Annotated in this window: 18 protein-coding genes; 9 read left to right on the plus strand and 9 right to left on the minus strand. The window is 73.9% G+C overall.

The window, feature by feature from the left end:
- Nucleotides 1-43 precede the first annotated feature (43 nt).
- Entirely contained in the window at nt 44-718 is a 675-nt protein-coding gene (locus tag HF526_RS21365; RefSeq protein WP_338051646.1) for an ESX secretion-associated protein EspG, read from the plus strand.
- A 12-nt stretch (nt 719-730) separates the two neighbouring features.
- On the opposite strand, the gene HF526_RS21370 is transcribed toward HF526_RS21365, so the two are convergent.
- From HF526_RS21370 to HF526_RS21380, 3 genes are all read right to left on the minus strand, one after another.
- Complete coding sequence (locus tag HF526_RS21370; RefSeq protein WP_169383321.1) at nt 731-2,443, minus strand: FAD-dependent oxidoreductase; 1,713 nt, start codon at nt 2,441-2,443, stop codon at nt 731-733.
- A gap of 88 nt (nt 2,444-2,531) precedes the next feature.
- A complete protein-coding gene (locus HF526_RS21375; RefSeq protein WP_169383322.1) occupies nt 2,532-2,882 on the minus strand; it encodes a hypothetical protein in 351 nt (116 codons plus the stop codon).
- Between the two features lie 80 nt (nt 2,883-2,962).
- Nucleotides 2,963-4,366 (minus strand): NAD(P)H-quinone dehydrogenase, encoded by a 1,404-nt coding sequence (locus tag HF526_RS21380; protein ID WP_169383323.1) that lies wholly within the window; start codon nt 4,364-4,366, stop codon nt 2,963-2,965.
- A gap of 115 nt (nt 4,367-4,481) precedes the next feature.
- Between HF526_RS21380 and HF526_RS21385 the strand changes: the two genes are divergently transcribed.
- Nucleotides 4,482-4,931, plus strand: a complete 450-nt coding sequence (locus tag HF526_RS21385; RefSeq protein ID WP_169383324.1) for a gamma-glutamylcyclotransferase — start codon at nt 4,482-4,484, stop codon at nt 4,929-4,931.
- Between the two features lie 106 nt (nt 4,932-5,037).
- Here HF526_RS21385 and HF526_RS21390 read toward each other — a convergent pair whose 3' ends face one another.
- Both HF526_RS21390 and HF526_RS21395 read right to left on the minus strand, forming a co-directional pair.
- Nucleotides 5,038-5,994, minus strand: coding sequence for a DUF559 domain-containing protein (locus HF526_RS21390; protein ID WP_169383325.1), 957 nt, complete (start codon nt 5,992-5,994; stop codon nt 5,038-5,040).
- Nucleotides 5,995-6,153: 159 nt separating this feature from the next.
- Nucleotides 6,154-7,392 (minus strand): amidohydrolase, encoded by a 1,239-nt coding sequence (locus HF526_RS21395; protein WP_338051644.1) that lies wholly within the window; start codon nt 7,390-7,392, stop codon nt 6,154-6,156.
- A 313-nt stretch (nt 7,393-7,705) separates the two neighbouring features.
- Between HF526_RS21395 and HF526_RS35565 the strand changes: the two genes are divergently transcribed.
- From HF526_RS35565 to HF526_RS21415, 4 genes are read left to right on the plus strand one after another with little or no spacing between them, the layout of a single operon-like run.
- Complete coding sequence (locus HF526_RS35565; protein ID WP_338051645.1) at nt 7,706-9,478, plus strand: serine/threonine-protein kinase; 1,773 nt, start codon at nt 7,706-7,708, stop codon at nt 9,476-9,478.
- A gap of 36 nt (nt 9,479-9,514) precedes the next feature.
- Complete coding sequence (locus HF526_RS21405) at nt 9,515-10,330, plus strand: purine-nucleoside phosphorylase (protein ID WP_169383327.1); 816 nt, start codon at nt 9,515-9,517, stop codon at nt 10,328-10,330.
- Nucleotides 10,327-11,982, plus strand: a complete 1,656-nt coding sequence (locus tag HF526_RS21410) for a phospho-sugar mutase (RefSeq protein WP_169383328.1) — start codon at nt 10,327-10,329, stop codon at nt 11,980-11,982. The genes HF526_RS21405 and HF526_RS21410 overlap by 4 nt, the downstream gene beginning before the upstream one ends.
- Nucleotides 11,967-12,419, plus strand: a complete 453-nt coding sequence (locus HF526_RS21415) for a flavodoxin family protein (protein WP_169383329.1) — start codon at nt 11,967-11,969, stop codon at nt 12,417-12,419. The genes HF526_RS21410 and HF526_RS21415 overlap by 16 nt, the downstream gene beginning before the upstream one ends.
- Here the strand turns inward: HF526_RS21415 and HF526_RS21420 are convergent.
- Nucleotides 12,409-13,188 (minus strand): GDSL-type esterase/lipase family protein, encoded by a 780-nt coding sequence (locus HF526_RS21420; RefSeq protein WP_169383330.1) that lies wholly within the window; start codon nt 13,186-13,188, stop codon nt 12,409-12,411. The genes HF526_RS21415 and HF526_RS21420 overlap by 11 nt on opposite strands.
- A gap of 122 nt (nt 13,189-13,310) precedes the next feature.
- Between HF526_RS21420 and HF526_RS21425 the strand changes: the two genes are divergently transcribed.
- The gene (locus HF526_RS21425) at nt 13,311-13,922 is read left to right on the plus strand and encodes a TetR/AcrR family transcriptional regulator (protein ID WP_169383331.1); all 612 of its coding nucleotides are present in this window, start codon (nt 13,311-13,313) and stop codon (nt 13,920-13,922) included.
- Here HF526_RS21425 and upp read toward each other — a convergent pair.
- From upp to HF526_RS21440, 3 genes are read right to left on the minus strand one after another with little or no spacing between them, the layout of a single operon-like run.
- A complete protein-coding gene (upp, locus tag HF526_RS21430; protein WP_169383332.1) occupies nt 13,919-14,542 on the minus strand; it encodes a uracil phosphoribosyltransferase in 624 nt (207 codons plus the stop codon). The two genes, HF526_RS21425 and upp, sit on opposite strands and share 4 nt — an antisense overlap.
- Before the next feature lie 18 nt (nt 14,543-14,560).
- On the minus strand, nt 14,561-16,141 hold the full coding sequence (locus HF526_RS21435; protein ID WP_169383333.1) for a metallophosphoesterase: 1,581 nt from the start codon (nt 16,139-16,141) through the stop codon (nt 14,561-14,563).
- Entirely contained in the window at nt 16,138-17,049 is a 912-nt protein-coding gene (locus HF526_RS21440; protein WP_211177585.1) for a haloalkane dehalogenase, read from the minus strand. The genes HF526_RS21435 and HF526_RS21440 overlap by 4 nt, the downstream gene beginning before the upstream one ends.
- A 401-nt stretch (nt 17,050-17,450) precedes the next feature.
- Here HF526_RS21440 and HF526_RS21445 point away from each other — a divergent pair, with 401 nt between their 5' ends.
- Entirely contained in the window at nt 17,451-17,687 is a 237-nt protein-coding gene (locus HF526_RS21445; protein ID WP_169383334.1) for a hypothetical protein, read from the plus strand.
- 411 nt (nt 17,688-18,098) lie between these two features.
- Entirely contained in the window at nt 18,099-19,385 is a 1,287-nt protein-coding gene (locus tag HF526_RS21450; protein ID WP_169383335.1) for a primosomal protein, read from the plus strand.
- The last annotated feature ends 186 nt before the right edge of the window (nt 19,386-19,571 follow it).

Raw genomic sequence — 19,571 nt, forward strand, 5'->3', positions numbered from 1 at the left:
GATCCGCACCATCGACGCAACTCCGTCGACGGCGATCGCGAGCATCGGCGGCGGCTGGGAAGGCCAGGCGGCCGAAGCGACGGCCAACGGCCTGACCCCGCTGGGCGTCTGGGCGACCGCCGGCGCCGAGGATGCCCGGGTACTGGCCCGGCTGCTGATGCTGCTCGCGCGGCCCGACGCCCAGCTGGAGCTGCGAGCCTGGTTCGGGCGCAGCGTTCGCGCCGTCGCCGCCGGCCGGCTGGACAGCGCGGTACTCGCGGTGCGGCAGGACGCGACGATCACCCTGGAGGCGTGCGGCTCGCTACCGGCCGGGCTGCTCACGGCGCTGCCGGCCGCCGGCCCCGGGCCGGGTCGTTCGAGCACCCTGCCCACCCATGTGCTGGGCGAGGCGCTCGCGAACCCCGCCGAGCTACGCCAGGTCCTGATCGCCCGCAATGTCCCGCCGGTCGAGGCGGGGCTGCTGGCCCGGATGCTGGCCACCGCCGGCGGCCGCAGCCAGCTCACCGCGCTGGCGACCGACCGGTGGGGCGTGGCCCGGCGACTGTCCCGGGTGCTGACGGTGCTCGACGGCCCCCGCGGCCGCTACCTGCTCACCCGCAGCACTGCCGAGGACGGCACGGACTGGACAACCGTCGGCCCTACCGACGACCGCAGGCTGCGACACCGCGTCGACGAACTGCTGGACGACGCCGTCGCCGCGGCAGGCCGGTCCGCCTGATCTCGGCCCGGGTCAGGCGGTCGGCTCCAGGATCAGCGGCCGGGCCTCGGGCGCGGCGATGCGGCGCGCGTCGGCGGCGGTGTCGTCGGGCAGAGCCTGCGACTCGCGCTCCGCCTGCACCCGCGCGGTGTAGACCTCGACCTCGCGGGCGATCGTCGCCTCGTCCCAGCCGAGCACGCCGGCCATCAGCTCGGCGACCTGCCGCGCACAGTCCACCCCGCGGTGCGCGTACTCGATCGAGATCCGGGTCCGCCGGGTGAGCACGTCCTCCAGGTGCAGCGCGGCCTCGTGGCTGACCGCGTGCATCACCTCGGCCTGCAGGTAGTCCTCCGCGCCGGTGATCGGTGCGAGCAACTCGCGGCGCTCGTCGGCGGCCCCGAGCACCTGGTCGAGCAGCGAGCCGTAGCGGTCGAGCAGGTGCCGAATCCGGTACGGGTGCAGGCCGTAGCGGGTGCCGACGTGCTCGCACTGGTTGATCAGGGCGTGGTAACCGTCGGCGCCGAGCAGCGGCACCTTGTCCGTCGTCGACGGCGCGACCCGTGACGGGATGTCGACGGCGGCCGCGTCCACCGCATCGGCCGCCATGACCCGGTAGGTGGTGTACTTCCCGCCGGCGATCGCGACCAGCCCGGGCAGCACCCGAGCCACCGCGTGCTCCCGCGACAGCTTCGACGTGGCCTCGTCCTCACCGGCCAGCAGCGGACGCAGCCCGGCGTAGACGCCCTCGATGTCGTCGTGCGTCAGCGGCGTCGCGAGCACGCTGTTCACGTGACCGAGTACGTAGTCGATGTCCGCGCGGGTCGCCGCGGGATGCGCCAGGTCGAGGTTCCAGTCGGTGTCGGTGGTGCCGACGATCCAGTGGTTGCTGCGCCAGGGGATCACGAACAGCACCGAGGTCTCGGTGCGCAGGATGATGCCCGAGTCGGACACGATCCGGTCGCGCGGGACGACGATGTGCACGCCCTTCGACGCCCGCACCCGGAACCGCCCGCGGCCACCCGACAGCCGCTGGATCTCGTCGGTCCACACGCCAGTGGAGTTGATCACCGCGTGGGCCCGGACGTCGATCTCCTCACCGGTCTCGCTGTCGCGCACCCGGACGCCGGAGACCCGGTCGGCCTCCCGGAGGAACCCGACGACCTGCGTCGACGTGCGGACGACCGCGCCGTAGCGCGCCGCGGTACGGGCGACGGTCATGGTGTGCCGGGCGTCGTCGGCCTGCGCGTCCCAGTACTGCATGCCGCCGATCAGCGCGTCGCGGCGCAGCGCGGGGATCATCCGTTGCGCGCCGGCCCGGGTCAGCTGCTTGTGCCGGGGCAGCGAGCGGGCGCCGCCCATCGTGTCGTAGAGGGTGAGACCGGCGGTGACGTACGGCCGCTCCCAGAACCGGTGGGTGAGCGGGTACAGGAAGCTGACCGGCTTCACCAGGTGCGGGGCCAGCCGGGTCAGCATCAGCTCGCGCTCGTGCAGCGCCTCCCGGACCAGGGAGAACTCCAGCTGTTCGAGGTAGCGCAAGCCGCCGTGGAACAGCTTCGAGCTGCGACTCGACGTGCCGCTGGCCAGGTCGCGCGCCTCGACCAGGGCCACCGAGAGGCCCCGGGTGGCGGCGTCCAGTGCCGCGCCGCTACCGACGACCCCGCCGCCCACGATGACGACGTCGAATTCTTGATCGCGCAGCTGCTGCCAGTTGCGTTCGCGTTCCGCCGGTCCCAGCCGCCCCCACACGCCGACAACACTATCGCCGCCCGCCGGGTCGGGCCGTTCCCCGCGAGTCGCCCTTTTCGGGAGGGTGAGTCGCCCGATCCGGGAGTGGTCAGAGCGCAGGATGCGGGCGGCCGATCACCGCGCCCGCCACACCCGCGATGAGTGTCAGCGTGGCGAGCAGCATCCCCAGCAGGCCGAACCCGCCGACCAGCAGGCCGAAGCCCGCGGACACCGCACCCACGGCCAACCCGGTGCGGGCCACCGTCACACCGGTGAGCTTCCGAGTCACCAGCCGGGCCGCCCCGGCGGTGAGCAGGAGCACCAGCGCCGCGGGAAGCGGGGCCAGTAGGCCGCCCGAGGGCAGCACCATGAACAGGACGTCGTCGGCGAGCTGCGCCCCGACGCCGGCGAGCAGCACGGGAACCACCGGGATCCGGGTGGTGTCGGGCAGACTGGTCATGGCCCGAGCATCGCCGCGCACCGGGCCGGCCGTATCGGGGATGGCCCCGATACCGACCCTGGTTCCGGTCGGAGCGGGACTCAGTCCAGGTCGCTGTGCTGCATCAACTGACGGCCGGCCTCGGTGATCGACCCGGACAGCGACGGGTAGACCGAGAAGGTGTGCGCCAGGTCGTCGACGCCGAGCCCGTTCTGTACCGCCATCGCGATGGGCAGGATCAGCTCGCTGGCCACCGGCGCCACGACCACGCCGCCGATGACCACCCCGGTCGCCGGGCGGCAGAACAGCTTGACGAAGCCGCGACGTAGGCCCTGCATCTTCGCCCGCGGGTTGGTCGCCAGCGGCAGCATGATCGTCCGGGCCGGGACCTCGCCGGCGTCGATGGCGCGCTGGCTGATCCCGACGGTGGCGATCTCCGGACGGGTGAACACGGCGGCGGCCACGGTCTTCAGCTTGATCGGCGCCACGCCCTCGCCCAGCGCGTGCCACATCGCGATGCGGCCCTGCATGGCCGCGACCGAGGCCAGCATGAGCACACCGGTGCAGTCCCCGGCGGCGTAGACGCCCGGCACCGAGGTGCGCGAGACCCGGTCCACCGGGATGAACCCGCCGCGGTCGGTCTCGATGCCGACCTTCTCCAGGCCCAGGTCGGTGGTGTTGGGCACGGAGCCGACGGTCATGAGAGCGTGCGAACCGCGCACCTCGCGGCCGTCGGAGAGGGTGACGACCACGCCGTCGCCCTCCCGGGTCACGGACTTCGCCCGGGCCTGGCCCAGGATGTGCACACCGCGCTCGGCGAACACCTCCTGCAGCACCGCGGAGGCGTCGGCGTCCTCACCGGGCAGCACCCGGTCGCGGCTGGAGACGAGCGTGACCTCCGAACCCAACTCGACGTAGGCGGAGACGAACTCCGCACCGGTCACCCCGGAGCCGACGACGATCAGGTGTTCGGGCAGCTCATCGAGGTCGTAGAGCTGGCGCCAGGTGAGGATCCGCTCGCCGTCGGGGCGGGCGTCGTCGAGCACCCGCGGGGTGGCGCCGGTCGCGACCAGCACGACATCGGCCGCGAGTTCCTCGCGTTCGCCGCTGAGGTGGCGGGCCTCGATCACATGGGTGGCCCGGATCGTCGGCGCGTCGGCGAAGGCCGCGGCTCCGTTGATGATCCGGACACCCTCGCGCTCGAGGCGGGCCCGGATGTCGGCGGACTGGGCGAGCGCGAGGCCCTTGACCCGCCCGTGCACGATCGGCAGGTCCACGGGGACGTTCTTGCGGTCGACGAGCACGCCGAGGTCGGGGGCGCGGTGCAGCTCGACGCGAATGCTCGCCGACGAGATGAACGTCTTCGACGGGACGCAGTCGTCGAGCACGCAGGCACCGCCCATGCCGTGCTGCTCGATCACCGTCACGTCACTGCCATGCTGAGCCGCGACCAGGGCCGCCTCGTATCCGGCCGGGCCCCCACCCATGATCACGATCCGGGTCACAACGTCCGTCCCTCCCGTGCCGACGCCTCACGAGCACGGTACGCGGGGGGCGCTGGGCACCTGCGAAGTGAGGTCCGTCGGTCACACGCACGGTGCGCGCCACTAGTCTGTCCCGGTGCCGCTGTATGCCGCCTACGGATCGAACATGGATCCGGCGCAGATGAAGGAGCGTGCCCCGCACTCGCCGATGGCGGGCACGGGGTGGCTGCAGGGCTGGCGACTCACCTTCGGCGGTGAGGATTTCGGCTGGGAGGGCGCGCTCTCCACGGTCGTCGAGCACCCGGGTTCGCAGGTCTTCGTAGTGCTCTACGACGTCCCGGAGCACGACTCCGCCCAGCTGGACCGCTGGGAGGGTGGCGAGCTCGGCCTGCACAAGAAGCTGCGGCTGCGGGTGCACACCCTCGAGGGCGACGTGCTCGCCTGGATCTACGTGCTCAACGACTACGAGGGCGGCATGCCGTCGGCCCGCTACCTCGGCGTGATCGCGGACGCCGCCGAGCAGGCCGGCGCCCCGGCGGACTACGTGGCCGCGCTGCGCAGCCGCCCGAGCCGCAAGTCCCTGTAACGCCCTCCCTCCCGCGAGTCGGCACTTCCGGGAGCGCGAGTCGGCACTTCCGGGAGCGCGAGTCGGCACTTCCGGAACACCGAGTCGCCCATTGCGCGAGTTCCGGTCACGACACGCGCCTCTCCCGGTGCCGACGAGGCCGCCAGCAGCCCGCCGTCCGGCCCGTGAGATCGATTCCACGGGCCACGAACGCCTCGTGCAGTTCGCGCTCGACGCGCGCGATGTCGTGGAGATCATCGGCTCCGGCCCGCACCACCGTCCAGCCCCGGCTCCGAAGGTCCTCCTCCCGACTCTCGTCCTGCCCGGTACGCCCGAAATGAGCGGCATGCCCGTCGTACTCCACGAGGATGCGGAGAGCGGGCCACGCCAGGTCGACGCGGTACAGCCGCTCGCCGTCCGGCCCGCGGATCCACCAGTTGACCTCGGGGACGGGGAAGCCGAGATCGGCGATGCGCCACAGGATCCGACTCTCCGCCGGTGACTCCGCGCGGCCGGTGGCCAGGCCCAGAAGCCTGGCCCCGATGCGCGTCCCGCGCGGATCGGGCCGCTCGGCCAACCGCTGCTGGACCCGTGCGCGGAACTCGTCGCGGCGCCCGTCGTCGAGCTGGGCAAGTGCCTGGTCGGTGACGGCGAGGACGTCCGGTGGGCGGGCGGTGCAGAGCAGGTCGGTGACCACACGCTCCAGCCCGAGCAACGGCAGCCCGTCGACCGTTTCCCGATCCGCTTCCACGAAACGGCCGTTGTGCACGACCATCCCGGGCCGGGATCGTCGGCGGCTGCCGTAGGGGACCATGAGATGGACCGGCGCGGGCTCGGACGCGGTACAACCGTGCAGGAAGGCAGCGGTCGGGCCGGCCACGACGGCGGTGGGCCCGCAGATGAGCCAGGCGGCAGCCGTCACGGTCAACGGCTCGGTCGCCCGGTGCGGATCGACGAGCACCCCGGGCCACGGCGAAAGGAGCTCGCCCGACTTGATCGCGGCCCGCACCCGGTAGTCGCCGAGCGCCTCGACAGCGGCGCGGCGCAGGCACGCACCCGCGAGGCCCACATCCGGTGGAATCATGGGCTCGACGGTGTCCGACGACGCAACTCAGCGGCAGGGCATGCCGCTCAGCTGTGGACAGCTGCTCCCGGATGTGGACAGACTCGGACGACCACGCGCGACGGACTCACCCGAATCCGCCGACTCACCCTCCCGAAAGTGCCGACTCGCGGGGTGGGGTCAGGCGTTCAGGGCGGCGAGGGCGGCGTTGGTCAGGATCCGGACCCCGACGGGCAGGGCACGCTCATCGAGGTCGAACGTGGGCTGGTGGATGTCGCGCATCAGGCCGTGGCCCGGCCACACCCCGAGCCGCGCCATCGAGCCGGGCACGTGCTCCAGGTACCAGGCGAAGTCCTCGCCCCCGCTGGACTGCTCGGTGCCGGTCGCCGCGTCCGGGCCGAGGGCGGCCACCGCGGCATCGGCGAGCATGCCCGCGCTGACCGCATCGTTGACCACCGGCGGCACGCCGCGGACATGGTCGAGCACGTAACCGACGCCGGTGGGCGCGAGCAGCGCCGCGATCAGTGAGCGGATCTTGCCCTCGAGCTCGCCCCAGGTGGCGTGGTCGGCGGTGCGCAGGGTGCCGCGCAGCACGCCGTGCTGCGGGATCGCGTTGGCCGCCTCACCGGCCTCCACCGCACCCCAGACGAGCACGGTGCCCGAACGCGGGTCGACCTGGCGGGTCAGCAACAGCGGCAGCTGGGTGATGAGCAACCCAATGGCCTGCACCAGGTCGGCGGTGAGGTGGGGACGCGCGGTGTGCCCGCCCGGCGAGGTCAGCCGGATCTCGAGCAGGTCGCACGCCGAGGTGATCGGACCGACCCGGGTGCCGAGCCTGCCCACCTCCAGCCGCGGGTCGCAGTGCAGCGCGAAGATCCGCTCGACGCCCTCCATCGCGCCGTCGGCGACCATGTCGATCGCGCCACCGGGCTGCACCTCCTCGGCCGGCTGGAAGATCAGCCGGACCCGCCCCGGCAACGACGGTGCCGACGCCAGCGCGAGCCCGGCGCCGAGCACGATGGCGGTGTGCGCGTCGTGCCCGCAGGCATGCATCACGCCGGGCACCGTCGAGGCGAAGGACAGCCCCGTGTCCTCGGCCAGCGGCAGCGCGTCCAGGTCGGCGCGCAGGGCGACGCAGCGGTCGCCGTAGCCGACGTCGCAGACCAGACCGGTACCGCCGGGCAGGGTGCGCGGTTCGAGCCCGGCGGCCATCAACCGGCGGGCGACCAGCGCGGTCGAGCGCTGCTCGGAACGGGCCAGCTCAGGTACGGAGTGCAGGGAGCGCCGCCAGGCGACCACGTCGGCCCGGTGCCGGTCGAGCCAGGAATCCAGCCAGGACGGCCCGGTGCCAGCGCCCAGGTCGGCGACCGAGAAGTCGCCCGAGGACGCGAGGCCGGCGTGCGCCTCCAGCAGGGTCACCGGGCACCCCCGATCCTCACGGCCCCGCACGGGGCGGTCGCTGTTCCTTGCAGCATCAACCCATGGTGCTCACTCGGACAGCGGTGCACCAACCCGAAACCGGGGTCTTGCCCGGATCCTCGACGAGGGGTTGCGGATCTGCTGCAGGCGGGCGGCCAGATGGTGACGAACGGTAGGCGCCATTCGCGACGAGCGGACGTTCTGGCCGCTCGTCGCCCTGCGCAGGGTGCTCGTTCGGTCACGGCGCGTGGCCTCGACTGCTCCGTGTCGGGGGTTGCCGCGCTCCGTGACCGGCGACCGGAACAATAGGCCCGTGTCCACGGCGGGTGACGACGAACAGCGCCGGATCGGCGGCCGCTACCTGCTCGCCGCCCAGCTCGGCAGCGGCGCGATGGGGACCGTGTGGTCCGGCTACGACGAGGTGCTGCGGCGCCGCGTCGCCGTCAAGGAACTGAAGGTCCCGCCCGGCATCCCCGAGCGCGAGGCGGCGGCCATGCGCGAGCGGATGCTGCGCGAGGCGCGCGCCCTCGGCGGGCTCTCCCACCCCAACGTCATCACCGTGTACGACGTCGTCGACGTCGGCGGGGAACCGCTCGTCGTGCTGGAGATGCTGCCGTCGCGCAATCTGGCCGCGCTCATCGCCGAGCAGGGCTCGCTGAATCCCCGCCAGGCCGCGGTGGTCGGCTTCGCGACCGCGGGCGCGCTGCGCGCGGCCCACCGGGCCGGCATCACGCACCGGGACGTGAAGCCGGGCAACATCCTGATCGCCGACGACGGCCGGGTGAAGCTGACCGACTTCGGCATCGCCCGCAACGCCGCCGACGCGCCGATGACGACCGCGGGCCTGGTGCTCGGCTCGCCCGCCTACATCGCGCCGGAGGTCGCCGCCGGGCAGGCGGTCACCCCGGCCGCCGACCTGTGGGGACTGGGCGCGACCTTGTTCGCGGCGCTCGAGGGCCGCCCGCCCTACGACGTGCGCGGCGACCCCGTCTCCACGATCACCGAGGTCGTCGACGGCGACGTCCCGCGGCCCCGCGACGCCGGGCCGGTCTCCGCGGTGATCGCCGCGCTGATGGTCAAGGAGCCGGGGCAGCGGATGTCGCTGGAGCAGGTGCGGCACCGGCTGCGCCCGCTGCTGGCCGATCCGGACGACCCGCTCTACCCCGGTTCCCCGGACGCGCCGACGGTCCACGCGATGGCCCCGCACCCGGTCCGACCGCGGTCCACCGACACCGCCGGGCCGGTCGGGGCGTCCGGCCCGCAGCCCGGCGCGGTCGCGGCCTCGGGCCCGCAGCCCGGCGCGACCACGGGGTCCGGCCCGCACCGCACCGCGGTCTCGGACTCGGGCCCGGCCCGGCCGGCGGCCCCGCTGGCGGTCGCACCCGGCCCGCTGCCGGGCGCGCCGTTCACCGGCGGTCCGGCGGTCGCCCGCAGCGCACCGCACCGAGCGGCCGCCGCACCGGCGCAGCCGGGCACGGGCGCGCGGGGCCGCCCGCCCGGCGCGGCCGCGGCGAGCACTCCGGGCTGGTGGGCGGCCGCGCTCGTCGTGGCCGGGGCGCTGATCGTGCTGCTCGGCGCGGCCGGGGGCTGGGCGGTGACCCGCATGCTGGCCGGCCAGTCGCCGCTGAGCACGGTCACGGTGACGACCGACCGGGCCTCGCTCATCGAGCACCGCGACCCGCTCGGTTTCTCCGTCAGCGTGCCGGACAGCTGGGCGCAGTACCGGTACGAGGCCCAGGACGGAACGCGGGTGAGTTTCGTGAGCCCGGACGGCAGCGAGGAGCTCAGCGTGCAGCGGCGCGGCTCGGCCGCCGAGGTGCTGGACGCACTGACCACGGAGAAGCTCGGTGCGGACACCGTCGCCGTCGATCCGGTCCAGCCGGTCGCCGGGGCCCCCGCGGGCGTGCAGCAGGTCGGCTACCGCACGACCGAGGGTCCGTTGCAGCGGACCACCTGGCTGCGGCTGGTCCCGGCCGGGAACGGCGTGTGGGCGGTCGGGTTGACGGTGCCGACGGGCCCCGCCGAGAGCACGTCGGCGGATCTGTTCACCGCCCTGGCCGGGGGCTTCACGCCGACCGGCGTGTGATCTGCCGCGCCGGGGCACCGACGTAGGCTGCGCCGCATGAGCATCCCGGAGGCCCCGCCGCCCGCCGTCACGGAGATCGCGAAGGAGGCGGCCGGGGCGCTGGCCCGCGCGACCGGGGTCGTGGCGCACGACGTCGCGATGGTGCTCGGGTCGGGTTGGCGGCCGGCCGCGGACCTGATCGGCGAGCCCGCGCACGAGGTGCCGATGGCCGATCTGCCCGGTTTCGTGCCGCCGGCGGCGTCCGGGCACGGCGGGACGATCCGCTCGGTGACCGTCGGCGACCGGCGGGTCCTGGTGCTGCTGGGCCGCACACACCTCTACGAGGGCCACGGTGTCGGCCCGGTCGCGCACGGCGTGCGCACCGCCGCGGCGGCCGGCTGCCGCACCGTGGTGCTGACCAACGCGGCCGGCGGGATCCGGGAAGGGCTCTCGGTCGGCGAACCGGTGCTGATCTCCGACCACCTCAACCTGACGACGACCTCGTCGCTGACCGGGCCGCGGTTCACCGACCTGACCGACCTCTACTCGCCGCGGCTGCGCGCGCTGGCCCGGGAGATCGACCCGTCGCTGGCCGAGGGCGTCTACGCCGGGCTGCCCGGCCCGCACTTCGAGACCCCGGCCGAGATCCGGATGCTGCGCGCCCTCGGCGCCGACCTGGTCGGCATGTCGACGGTGCTGGAGGCGATCGCGGCGCGCGCCGAGGGCGTCGAGGTGTTCGGGTTGTCCCTGGTCACGAACCTGGCCGCGGGGATGACCGGGGCACCGTTGAGTCACCAGGAGGTCCTCGACGCGGGCCACGCGTCCGCAGCCCGGATGGGCGGGCTGCTGCGCGAGCTCATCGCCCGGGCATGAGCGTGGCGCCCGCGCTGCGCGACGCGGCGATGCGCTGGATCGCCGACGACCCGGACGCCGCGACCCGCGCCGAGCTGCAGCAGGTGCTCGCGCGGGCCATGGTCGGCGACGCGGACGCGATCCGGGATCTGTCCGACCGGATGTCCGGGCCGCTGCGGTTCGGCACCGCCGGTCTGCGCGGGCCGGTGCGGGCCGGGCCGTCCGGCATGAACGTCGCGGTGGTGCGCCGGGCGACGGCCGGCCTGGCCGGCTGGCTGGCCCGCGACGGCGCCCGGGGAACGGTGGTCGTCGGGCGGGACGCGCGGCACGGGTCGGCGGCCTTCGCCGAGGCGGCGGCGCAGGTGCTGGCCGGCGCCGGGTTCGACGTCCGGGGGCTGCCGGGGGCGCTGCCCACCCCGGTGCTGGCGTTCGCGGTCCGGGAGCTCGGGGCCGTCGCCGGGGTGCAGATCACCGCGTCGCACAACCCGCCTGCCGACAACGGCTACAAGGTCTACCTGGCCGACGGCGCCCAGCTCGCGCCGCCGGGTGATGCCGAGATCGAGGCCTGGATCGCCGCCGCGCCTGCGGCGGGCGCCGTCCCCACCGCCGCCACGGTCTCCACGGTGGACGTCACGGAGTCCTATCTGGACCGCGTCGCCCGGCTGCCCCGGGGCGCGGCGCGCACGCTGCGGATCGCGCTGACCCCGCTGCACGGCGTGGGCGGGGCGGTCGCGGTGCACGCGCTGACCCGGACCGGGTTCACCGACGTGCACGTCGTCGGCGCGCAGGCGGCGCCGGACCCGGACTTCCCGACCGTCGCCTTCCCCAATCCGGAGGAGCCGGGGGCGACCGACGCGCTGCTGGCGCTGGCCGCCGAGGTCGGCGCCGATCTGGCCGTCGCGCTCGATCCGGACGCCGATCGGTGCGCGCTCGGCGTCGCGGCGCCCGACGGCTCGTGGCGGATGCTCACCGGCGACGAGACCGGCGTGCTGCTCGGTGATCACCTGCTGCGCTCCGGCGGCTACGACGACCCGCTCGTCGCGACGACCGTGGTGTCGTCGTCGATGCTGCGCTCGGTCGCCGCGCAGTACGGCGCGCGTTACACCGAGACGCTCACCGGCTTCAAGTGGATCGTGCGCGGCGGACCCGGGCTGGTGTACGGCTACGAGGAGGCGCTGGGTTACTGCGTCGACCCGGATGCCGTGCGCGACAAGGACGGCATCGCCGCCGCCGTGCTCGCCGCCGATCTGGCCGCGGGACTGCGCGCCGCGGGCAGCGGCCTGCTCGGCCGGCTCGACGAGCTCGCCGTCGCACACGGCGTGCACCGCACCGAGGGGTTGTCGCTGCGGCTGGAGCCCGCGGCCCGCGACGCCGTGCTGGAGCGGCTGCGGGCGACCCCGCCGCCCGGGTGGGACGTGGAGTGGCCGGCGCCCGACGTGCTGGTGCTGCGCGGCGCGGGCCGCCGGGTGGTGATCCGCCCGTCGGGCACCGAGCCGAAGCTCAAGGCGTACCTGGAGGTCGTCGAACCGGTGCCGGACCCGGCCGCGCTGCCCGCCGCCCGGGCCGCGGCCGAGGAGCGGCTTGAGCGGCTTCGCCGCTCGTGCGCGGAAATAGTCGCCCCGGCAGCGATTTCCGCGCACGGGCGAGAATCGCCCCCATGGCCCGGTTGCTGATCGTGCACCACACGCCGTCCCCGGCGACGCAGGAGATGTTCGACGCGGTACTGCGCGGGGCGACCGATCCGGAGATCACCGGCGTCGAGGTCGTCCGCCGGGCGGCGCTGGCCGCGACCGTCTCCGACCTGCTCGCCGCGGACGGCGTCGTGCTCGGTACACCGGCGAACATCGGGTACATGTCGGGAGCGCTCAAGCACTTCTTCGACCAGGTGTACTACCCGACGCTGGACTCCGGGCGGGGGCTTCCGTACGGCCTGTACGTGCACGGCAACCTCGGCGTCGAGGGCGCCGTCCGGGCCGTCGAGTCGATCGCCGACGGCCTCGGCTGGCAGCGGGCCGTAGCGCCGGTGCAGGTCAGCGGGACGCCGGACAAGGCCGCGCTGGAGGCGTGCTGGGAGTTGGGCGCAACCGTCGCCGCCGGGCTCATGCCGTAGCCGAGGCGCGCCGCCCGGCCAGGTAGGTCTCGATCTCGCGGGCGAACATCCGCGCGATCCGCGCGTACCCGGCGGCGTTCGGGTGCACGCCGTCGGCGAACTCCGACGGGGACACCAGGTCGGAGGTGTCCACGAACGTGATCGAGTGGCCGAGCGTGCGGTGCCGGGTCACCACACCGGGGGTCCGGGCCGCGAGGTCGGCCCGCGCGGCGGCCCGCGAGCGCATCTTGGCCCACACCCCGGCCACCACGACATGCACCGACGGCGCCTGCCGGTAGATCCGGTTCAGCAGGTCGTCGAGGCGCTGCGCGACGACCGCGCCGCTCGCTCCGCCGCCCAGGTCGTTCGTGCCGGCGTGCAGCAGGATGACATCCGGCCGGGCCGCCCGTACCCAGCCGGCGACCCGCGGGACCATCATCGCGACCGTCCACCCGGAGTGGCCTTCGTTGTCCCGGTCGGCCAGCGACGCCGGGCCGCTGCGTTGCGACCCCACGAAGTCGACCGCGACCCCGTCCCGGCGCAGCATGGCCAGCAGCGGCACGCGGTAGCCGGCGGTGGCCGGGCTGCCCAGCCCCTCGGTGCTCGACGCGCCCAGCGGCATCACCCGCAGCGGCACCGCCGTGCGGGGCTCCGCGGCGGGCCGCACCCCCGCGGTCCGCTCGCCGGCCGGCGGCTCGACGCGCGGCACCGTCGGCAGTGCGCCGATCAGCAGCACCGCGAAGATCAGCACCACGGTTCGGGCACGCCCGATCGCGCTTCGCACCGTCACACCCCCACCCCGGGCCCGCCGCGATCCGCGGGGCCGCCACCAGTGATCTCGAACGCGCCGCCGGACCGTTACCGCGGCGGCGCCCCGGCGGAACGGAAACGCCGTGGCGATAGCCTCGGGTGATGCCTCGCCCGAAGGTGCACGACGAGTCGTTGCGGCTCCGGCTGCTGGAAGCAGCCGGTCACACGCTCTCGACGCAGGGACTGGCGGCGCTGAGCCTGCGCCGGCTGGCCGCCGAGGCCGGCACGTCCACGACGGCGGTGTACTCGCTGTTCGGGGGGAAGCCCGGGCTGCTCAAGGCGTTGTTCGACGAGGCCTTCCGTCGCCTGGGCGAGCACCTCGCGACCGTCACCCCGACCGATGATCCGATCGAGGACATGGTGGCGCTCGGCCTGGCCTACCGGGACAGCGCACTGGCCGACCCGCACTTCTACGACGTGATGTTCACCAGCCCGAAGACCGACCTGCCGCTCGACGAGGAGTCCGTGGCGCTGGCCACCGCGGCCTTCGAGCAGCTGCTGCGGCTGGTCGAGCGCGCCGTCGGGGCCGGGACGCTGCGCCCGGAGGCCGACGCGGCCACGGTCTCGCTGGCGTTGTGGGCGATGGTGCACGGCCTGGTCTCGCTGCAGCTGCGCGACTTCCTGCCGCCCGGCGCAGGCGACCCCAAGGTCGTGTTCGAGGCCGCGGTCCGCGCCAACCTCGGCGGCTGGCGGGCCCGCCCCGGACCGGCCTAGACCGCGCCGAACTGCCGGTCCCCCGCGTCGCCCAGGCCCGGGACGATGAACGCCGAGTCGTTGAGCCGCTCGTCGATGCTCGCGGTGACCACCCGGACCGGCAGGGCGCTCGCCGCGAGGTGGTCGATGCCCTCGGGTGCGGCGAGCACGCAGACCGCCGTCACGTCGCCGGCCCCACGCTCGGTCAGCAACCGGATCGTGTGCACCATCGAGCCGCCGGTGGCCAGCATCGGGTCGAGCACGAAGACCGGCCAGCCTGCCAGCGACTCGGGCAGCGACTCCATGTACGGCACGGGCTTGTGCGTCGTCTCGTCCCGGGCCAGGCCCACGAAGCCCATCTGCGCCTCGGGCATCAGCCCCTGCGCGGCGTCGGCCATGCCCAGCCCGGCGCGCAGCACCGGCACCAGCAGCGGGGGGTTCGCCAGCCGGTAGCCGGTCGTGCGCGCCACCGGGGTGTGCAACGGCTCGGTGACGACGGCGGCATCCCGGGTCGCCTCGTAGATCAGCATCAGGGTGAGCTCGCGCAAGGCCGCCCGGAACGCCGCGTTGTCGGTACGCGCATCGCGCATGGTGCTCAACCGCGCCTTGGCGAGCGGGTGGTCGACGACACGGACGTCCATGCGCGCAGGCTATCGGGCCTACGGAACCGCTCTGCCCGGTGTCTCGCTCGTCCAGCACCAGCGCCCGTCGGGCCCGACGCGGGCGCGTACCCGGTCCTCCAACACCGGGTCGCGTTCGTGCTCCAGGCAGCCGGTGGCCGCCCAGCAGTCGATCACCATCTCGTCCGCGGACGCGTCGAGGCGCAGGAAGCTCTTGAACATCGGCGGGGTGTCGGAGTCGAACAGCACCGACATCAGATTGTGCGCGGCCGGCGCGCCGCGGGCCGGCAGCGGGAACACCCGTTCCAGCGCCCGCCGGGCCCGGGCGCTGATCTGCTCGGGCGGGGTGCCGGTGCGCGGCGGGGTGATGCCGATCCGCTCGGCCATCATGGTCGTGGCGTCCTCCGGCGAGATCCGCAGCAGGCCCCGGCCGAACGCCAGCAGCGCGTCGTAGCGGCGGCTGAAGTGGGCCAGCGAGTCGCCACGCAGCGGGTAGCAGCGGAAGTCCTCCTCGCGACAGGCCGGTGCCAACCGGTCGACGTCCGGGATCTGGTGGGTGGCCGACAGATACGCCCCGCCACCGCCACTGACGATGTACTGGATCACGCGCCCGTCGCGCAGATGGACGGGGTAGCGCTGGTAGTTGTGGTCGTCGCCGCCGATCGCCGCGACGTAGTTGTGCGCCGGCTCGGTGACGATCTCGTTGACGTCGCCGCCGCCTCCGATCGGGCAGCGCCCCAGCGTGCCGTAGCTGTAGATCGGCGTGCCGGTGAGCAGGATCTTCGGCTTGTCGCTCGGCGCCGAGACCGCGCGCAGCCACTCCCCCTGCTCCCGGTCGATCCGGCCGGTGATGCCGGTGTCGATGAGGACCAGCCGCACCGGGCCGGCGTCGATCGCGCAGTACGGGCCGGGCTGCACGGCCTGCTGGGACTCGGCGTCGCGGTACCAGCGCATGTCGGCGACCTCCGCCACGGTCGCCGTGGGCGGGCGGCGCCACGCCAGCCTGCGCAGCGTGCGCTGCAGCGCCGAACCGGGCCCGCGGACGGTCGGTGCGCCGGCGTCGGGCGGGACGTCGCAGAACGTGGTCATGAACCCGGTCAGCCCGTCGTACCAGTCGTGGTTGCCGGGCAGTCCGTAGATCGGGCCGGGGTAGTCGGCGTAGGGGCGGTAGAAACGATCCGCGTAGGCACCGATACCGCCGGCCGGGTAGATCAGGTCGCTGCACAGCACCGCGAGGTCGGTGTCGGCCGCGACGTGCTGCAGGACGGGCACGACGGCGTACTGCGACGCGTCGCCCTCCCCCGGGTCGCCGAGCACGGCGATCGAGATCCGGTCCCGGCCGGCGAACCGGTCGATCACCCGGGTCCGCAGGTCCACGTCCGGCGCCGGCAACGTGGCCCGCTGCAACGCGGGCAGCCGCTCGAGCCAGGCCCGCCGCATGTCGTCGGTCGGGTCGCCGAACCGGCGCGCCAGCCAGTCGTTGCGGGACGCGACCAGCGGCCCCGGGCGCAGCCAGTTGAATCGCTTCTTGCGTGGCGTCAGCCGGCTGAACTCGCCGATCTGCCGGCATCCCCACCCCGCATTGGCCGGTGACCGGCGCGACGGGGGGTGCGGGCTCACCGGACCGCGCTGACGAAGCGGGCGACCTCGGCGGCCAGCGCGGGCCCGGCGTCCTCCTGCAGGAAGTGCCCGGCCCCGGTGATCGTCGGATGCTCCCGGCCCGCCGCGCCGGGCATCGTGCGCTGCAGGATCGGGCCCATCGCACCGGTGATCGGATCGCCGTCGCTGAACGCGCAGAGGAACGGCACGTCGCTGCCGCTCAGCGCCGCCCAGGCCGCCCGGTTGGCCTCGGTCGCGGGGTCGTCGGGGCGGGTCGGGACGAGCGTGGGCATCGCGCGCGGGCCCGCCTTGTAGCTCTCGTCGGGGAACGGAGCGTCGTAGGCGGCACGGACCGCGTCGTCGAGCCGGGTGCGACAGCCCGACTGCACCAGCCGCGCGATGTCCAGCGTCTCGGCCTTCTCCACCGCGCGCCGGAACTGCCACCACACCTCGGGCATGTCGACGTCGCCGGTGGGCAGACCGGTGTTCGCGGCGACGACGGCGGCGAACCGGTCCGGGTGCTCGGCGACCAGCCGCAGCCCGATCAGCCCGCCCCAGTCCTGGCCGACGAGGGTGACCTCGCGCAGGTCCAGCGCGTCGAACGCCAGCGCCCGAACCCATTCCACGTGCCGGGCATAGCTGTGGTCGGCGAGTTCGGTGGGCTTGTCGGAGCGGCCGAAACCGACCAGGTCCGGCGCCACCGCCCGCAGCCCCGCGTCCGCGAGCACCGGGATCATCGCTCGGTAGAGGAACGACCAACTCGGTTCGCCGTGCAGCAGCAACACCACCGGCCCGTCCGACGGCCCGGCCTCGACCCAGGCCATCCGCAGCGTTCCGCCGTCCGGGTCCGGGACGTCGGCGTACCGCGGAGCAAGATCGAAGCCGGGCAGATCAGCGAACCGCGCGTCAGCGGTGCGAAGGGTGCGCATGGTCGAGATCCTGACATCTTTGCGGCGCTGTGGCGCCCTTCCGCCGGGCGGCCGGGCGATGCGGCCGGATCGCCACAGACCACGGCGAGTGATCAACAGCTGCTCCGGGACGCGCAGCGGCAGCCCCGATCCCGCGCCACCGCCGCCCCACACGATCACCTTTGTCCGGCCGCCGACGGACCCGCGCTCGCCGGACCGCCGCTGCCGACCATGATCACGAAGCGTGTCAGAACCGTGACGCACGTCCACCGCTCAGCCGGATCATGCGCACTGCGTTCCCATATCGGCACGGTTGGTGATCAACGCCGATAATCACCCTGACCCGAACGGGTGGTAAGCCACAAACACTGTCACGCCGGAGCCCCCGCCGACGCTGTACTAGATGACTAGGAGGTGATCCGGTGCCGGAGAACACGACTTCCGACGAGGCGACACTGGTCGCGGCGGCGGAAAAGCTCACGCAGTGCGACGGATACGTCGTGCTGGCCGTCGACCCCCAGACTGGGGAGGTGGACGCCCATGGCCCGTACGACGGCCTGACGGCGACCATCAAGGCGGACCAGCTTCGACGTGACTTCGACCGCGGCGGGCTCGAGGACGTCACCGTCGGCGTTGTCCGACTGCACAGTTCAACCTGATCGACACCGGCATCGGACCCTGGCCACCGCCCGCCGCGCCCCAACTGCGGCGGGCGGTCGACCGCCCGGGGCCGGCAGCCGGCCGAACGCTCTCGCGGGCGGGTGCACGCCCCGGTTCCGCGCCCGGTGCCCGGCGCCGTCCCCGGGGCAGCGCGCTCCCCGGCCATCGGTCGAGGCCGCAGGCCATCGACCTGGCGATCTCGATGATGGACCCGACCACCCTGGAGGGGCCGACGCCCCTCAGCACGGTGCGGTCCGGCTGCGTCTCCACCCGGCCGTGGGAACCGGACCCCAGCCGGGCGCCCGACGCGTCCCGGCCGCGGGCGTGCTGCGAGATCGGGCGGTCCGGCCTCCGGTCGGGCGCTGACCTGCCCGTTCGGACATCCCCCGGTCCTGGCTAGGGTGGCGGCCGTGGCAAGTGACATCGTCCCGATCCGGCTCTCGCTCACCGAGGGCGACCTGGTCACGCTCTGGGCCCCGCGCTGGCGCGAGGACGGCGAGGAGTGGGAGGCCTTCCTCGGCGACGAGGACGCGCTGTTCGCGTTCCCCGAGGTCGCGCAGCTCGCCGCCTACGTCCGCACCGCGGAGGAACACGACCTCACCGACCACCCCGCCTGGTCCGTGGTCCCCGACCTGTCGGTCGCGGAGCTGACCCCGGAGGAGACCCAGCGCTACGACATCATCGGGGTGCCGGAGCTGGCCGCCCAGGACGCGGACACCTGGACGATCGGTGAGCTCGCCGAGATCACCGAGATGATCCGCTCACTGGCCGAGGTGTGCGGCCTGGAGAAGGTCACCGAGATCCTCGACTCGACGCCCGGGTTCGCGCTGCTGAACGAGGGCACGCTGCCGTTCACCGGCCGTGAGGGGGCCCGGCTGTGGGCCCGGATGGTCGAGACGATCGCCGAGCGCTGGGACGAGGTGATCGACACCCTCGACGAGCTCGTCACGACCCCGGAGGTCGATGCCACGGCGCTGGCCGCCGCGGCGGCCGAGGCCGCGGCGCTGGCCGAGCGGGAGGCCGAGCAGGAGGTCCTCGCGCGGGCCGAGCACCCGGACGCCGACGATGCGGAGATCGAGACCGAGGCGGAAGAGGCCGCGGTCGCCGAACAGGTCGCCGAGGACGAGGCGGACGACGTTCCGGCCGGCTTCTGGGAGGAGGTCGGCATCGACCCCATCCGGATCACCACCCGGGACGGCGAGTTCGTCACGTTGCGCTGCTACTTCGCCGAGAGGCCGGTCTTCCTGGGTTCGGACGGCAAGATCGACGTGTTCGGCAGCGAGCGTGCGCTGGCCCGGCACCTCGCCGGCGACGGCAAGGACGGGCACGACCTCGTCGCCGCGTCGACCTGGTCGCAGGTGGTCGAGAAGGCGGAGGTCGGCGAGCTGGAGGTCACCGTCGACGAGCTCAACAGCTACGTGCTCACCGGCATCGACCACGACATCGTCGAGGGCACCCTCGCCGTCGACCCGACCCAGCTCGAGCTGGCCACCGAACTGCTGCTCGACGTGGGCGCGTGGGCCGACGACGACGAACCGGAGCAGGCGCTCGCCGAGTCGGAGCGCCTGGGCTGGCTGGTGTCGTTCGTGGTGCGCCCGGACCCCACCCGACTGGCCCCGAGCCCGCCGTTCGACGCCGAGGCCGCCCGCTGGCGAGAGCTGGTCGAGGACCTCGGCGCACGGCTTCGGGAGCACTGACGTGCCGGTGCGCGGGAATCGTCGCCATGACGACGATTCCCGCGCACGAGCGCGCTAGTTGTAGCGACTCACCACGTTGTTGACAGGTCGATCCGGCGTGGCGGCTTGATCGAGGGGAGGGCCTCCGGGCGGAGTGGGTGTGTCTGACGCACCTACTCGAAACCCAGGAGGCCCTCCGTGGGGCAC

Origin of the sequence: Pseudonocardia acidicola (genome assembly GCF_012911935.1) — a bacterium.
Lineage (GTDB): Bacteria > Actinomycetota > Actinomycetes > Mycobacteriales > Pseudonocardiaceae > Pseudonocardia > Pseudonocardia acidicola.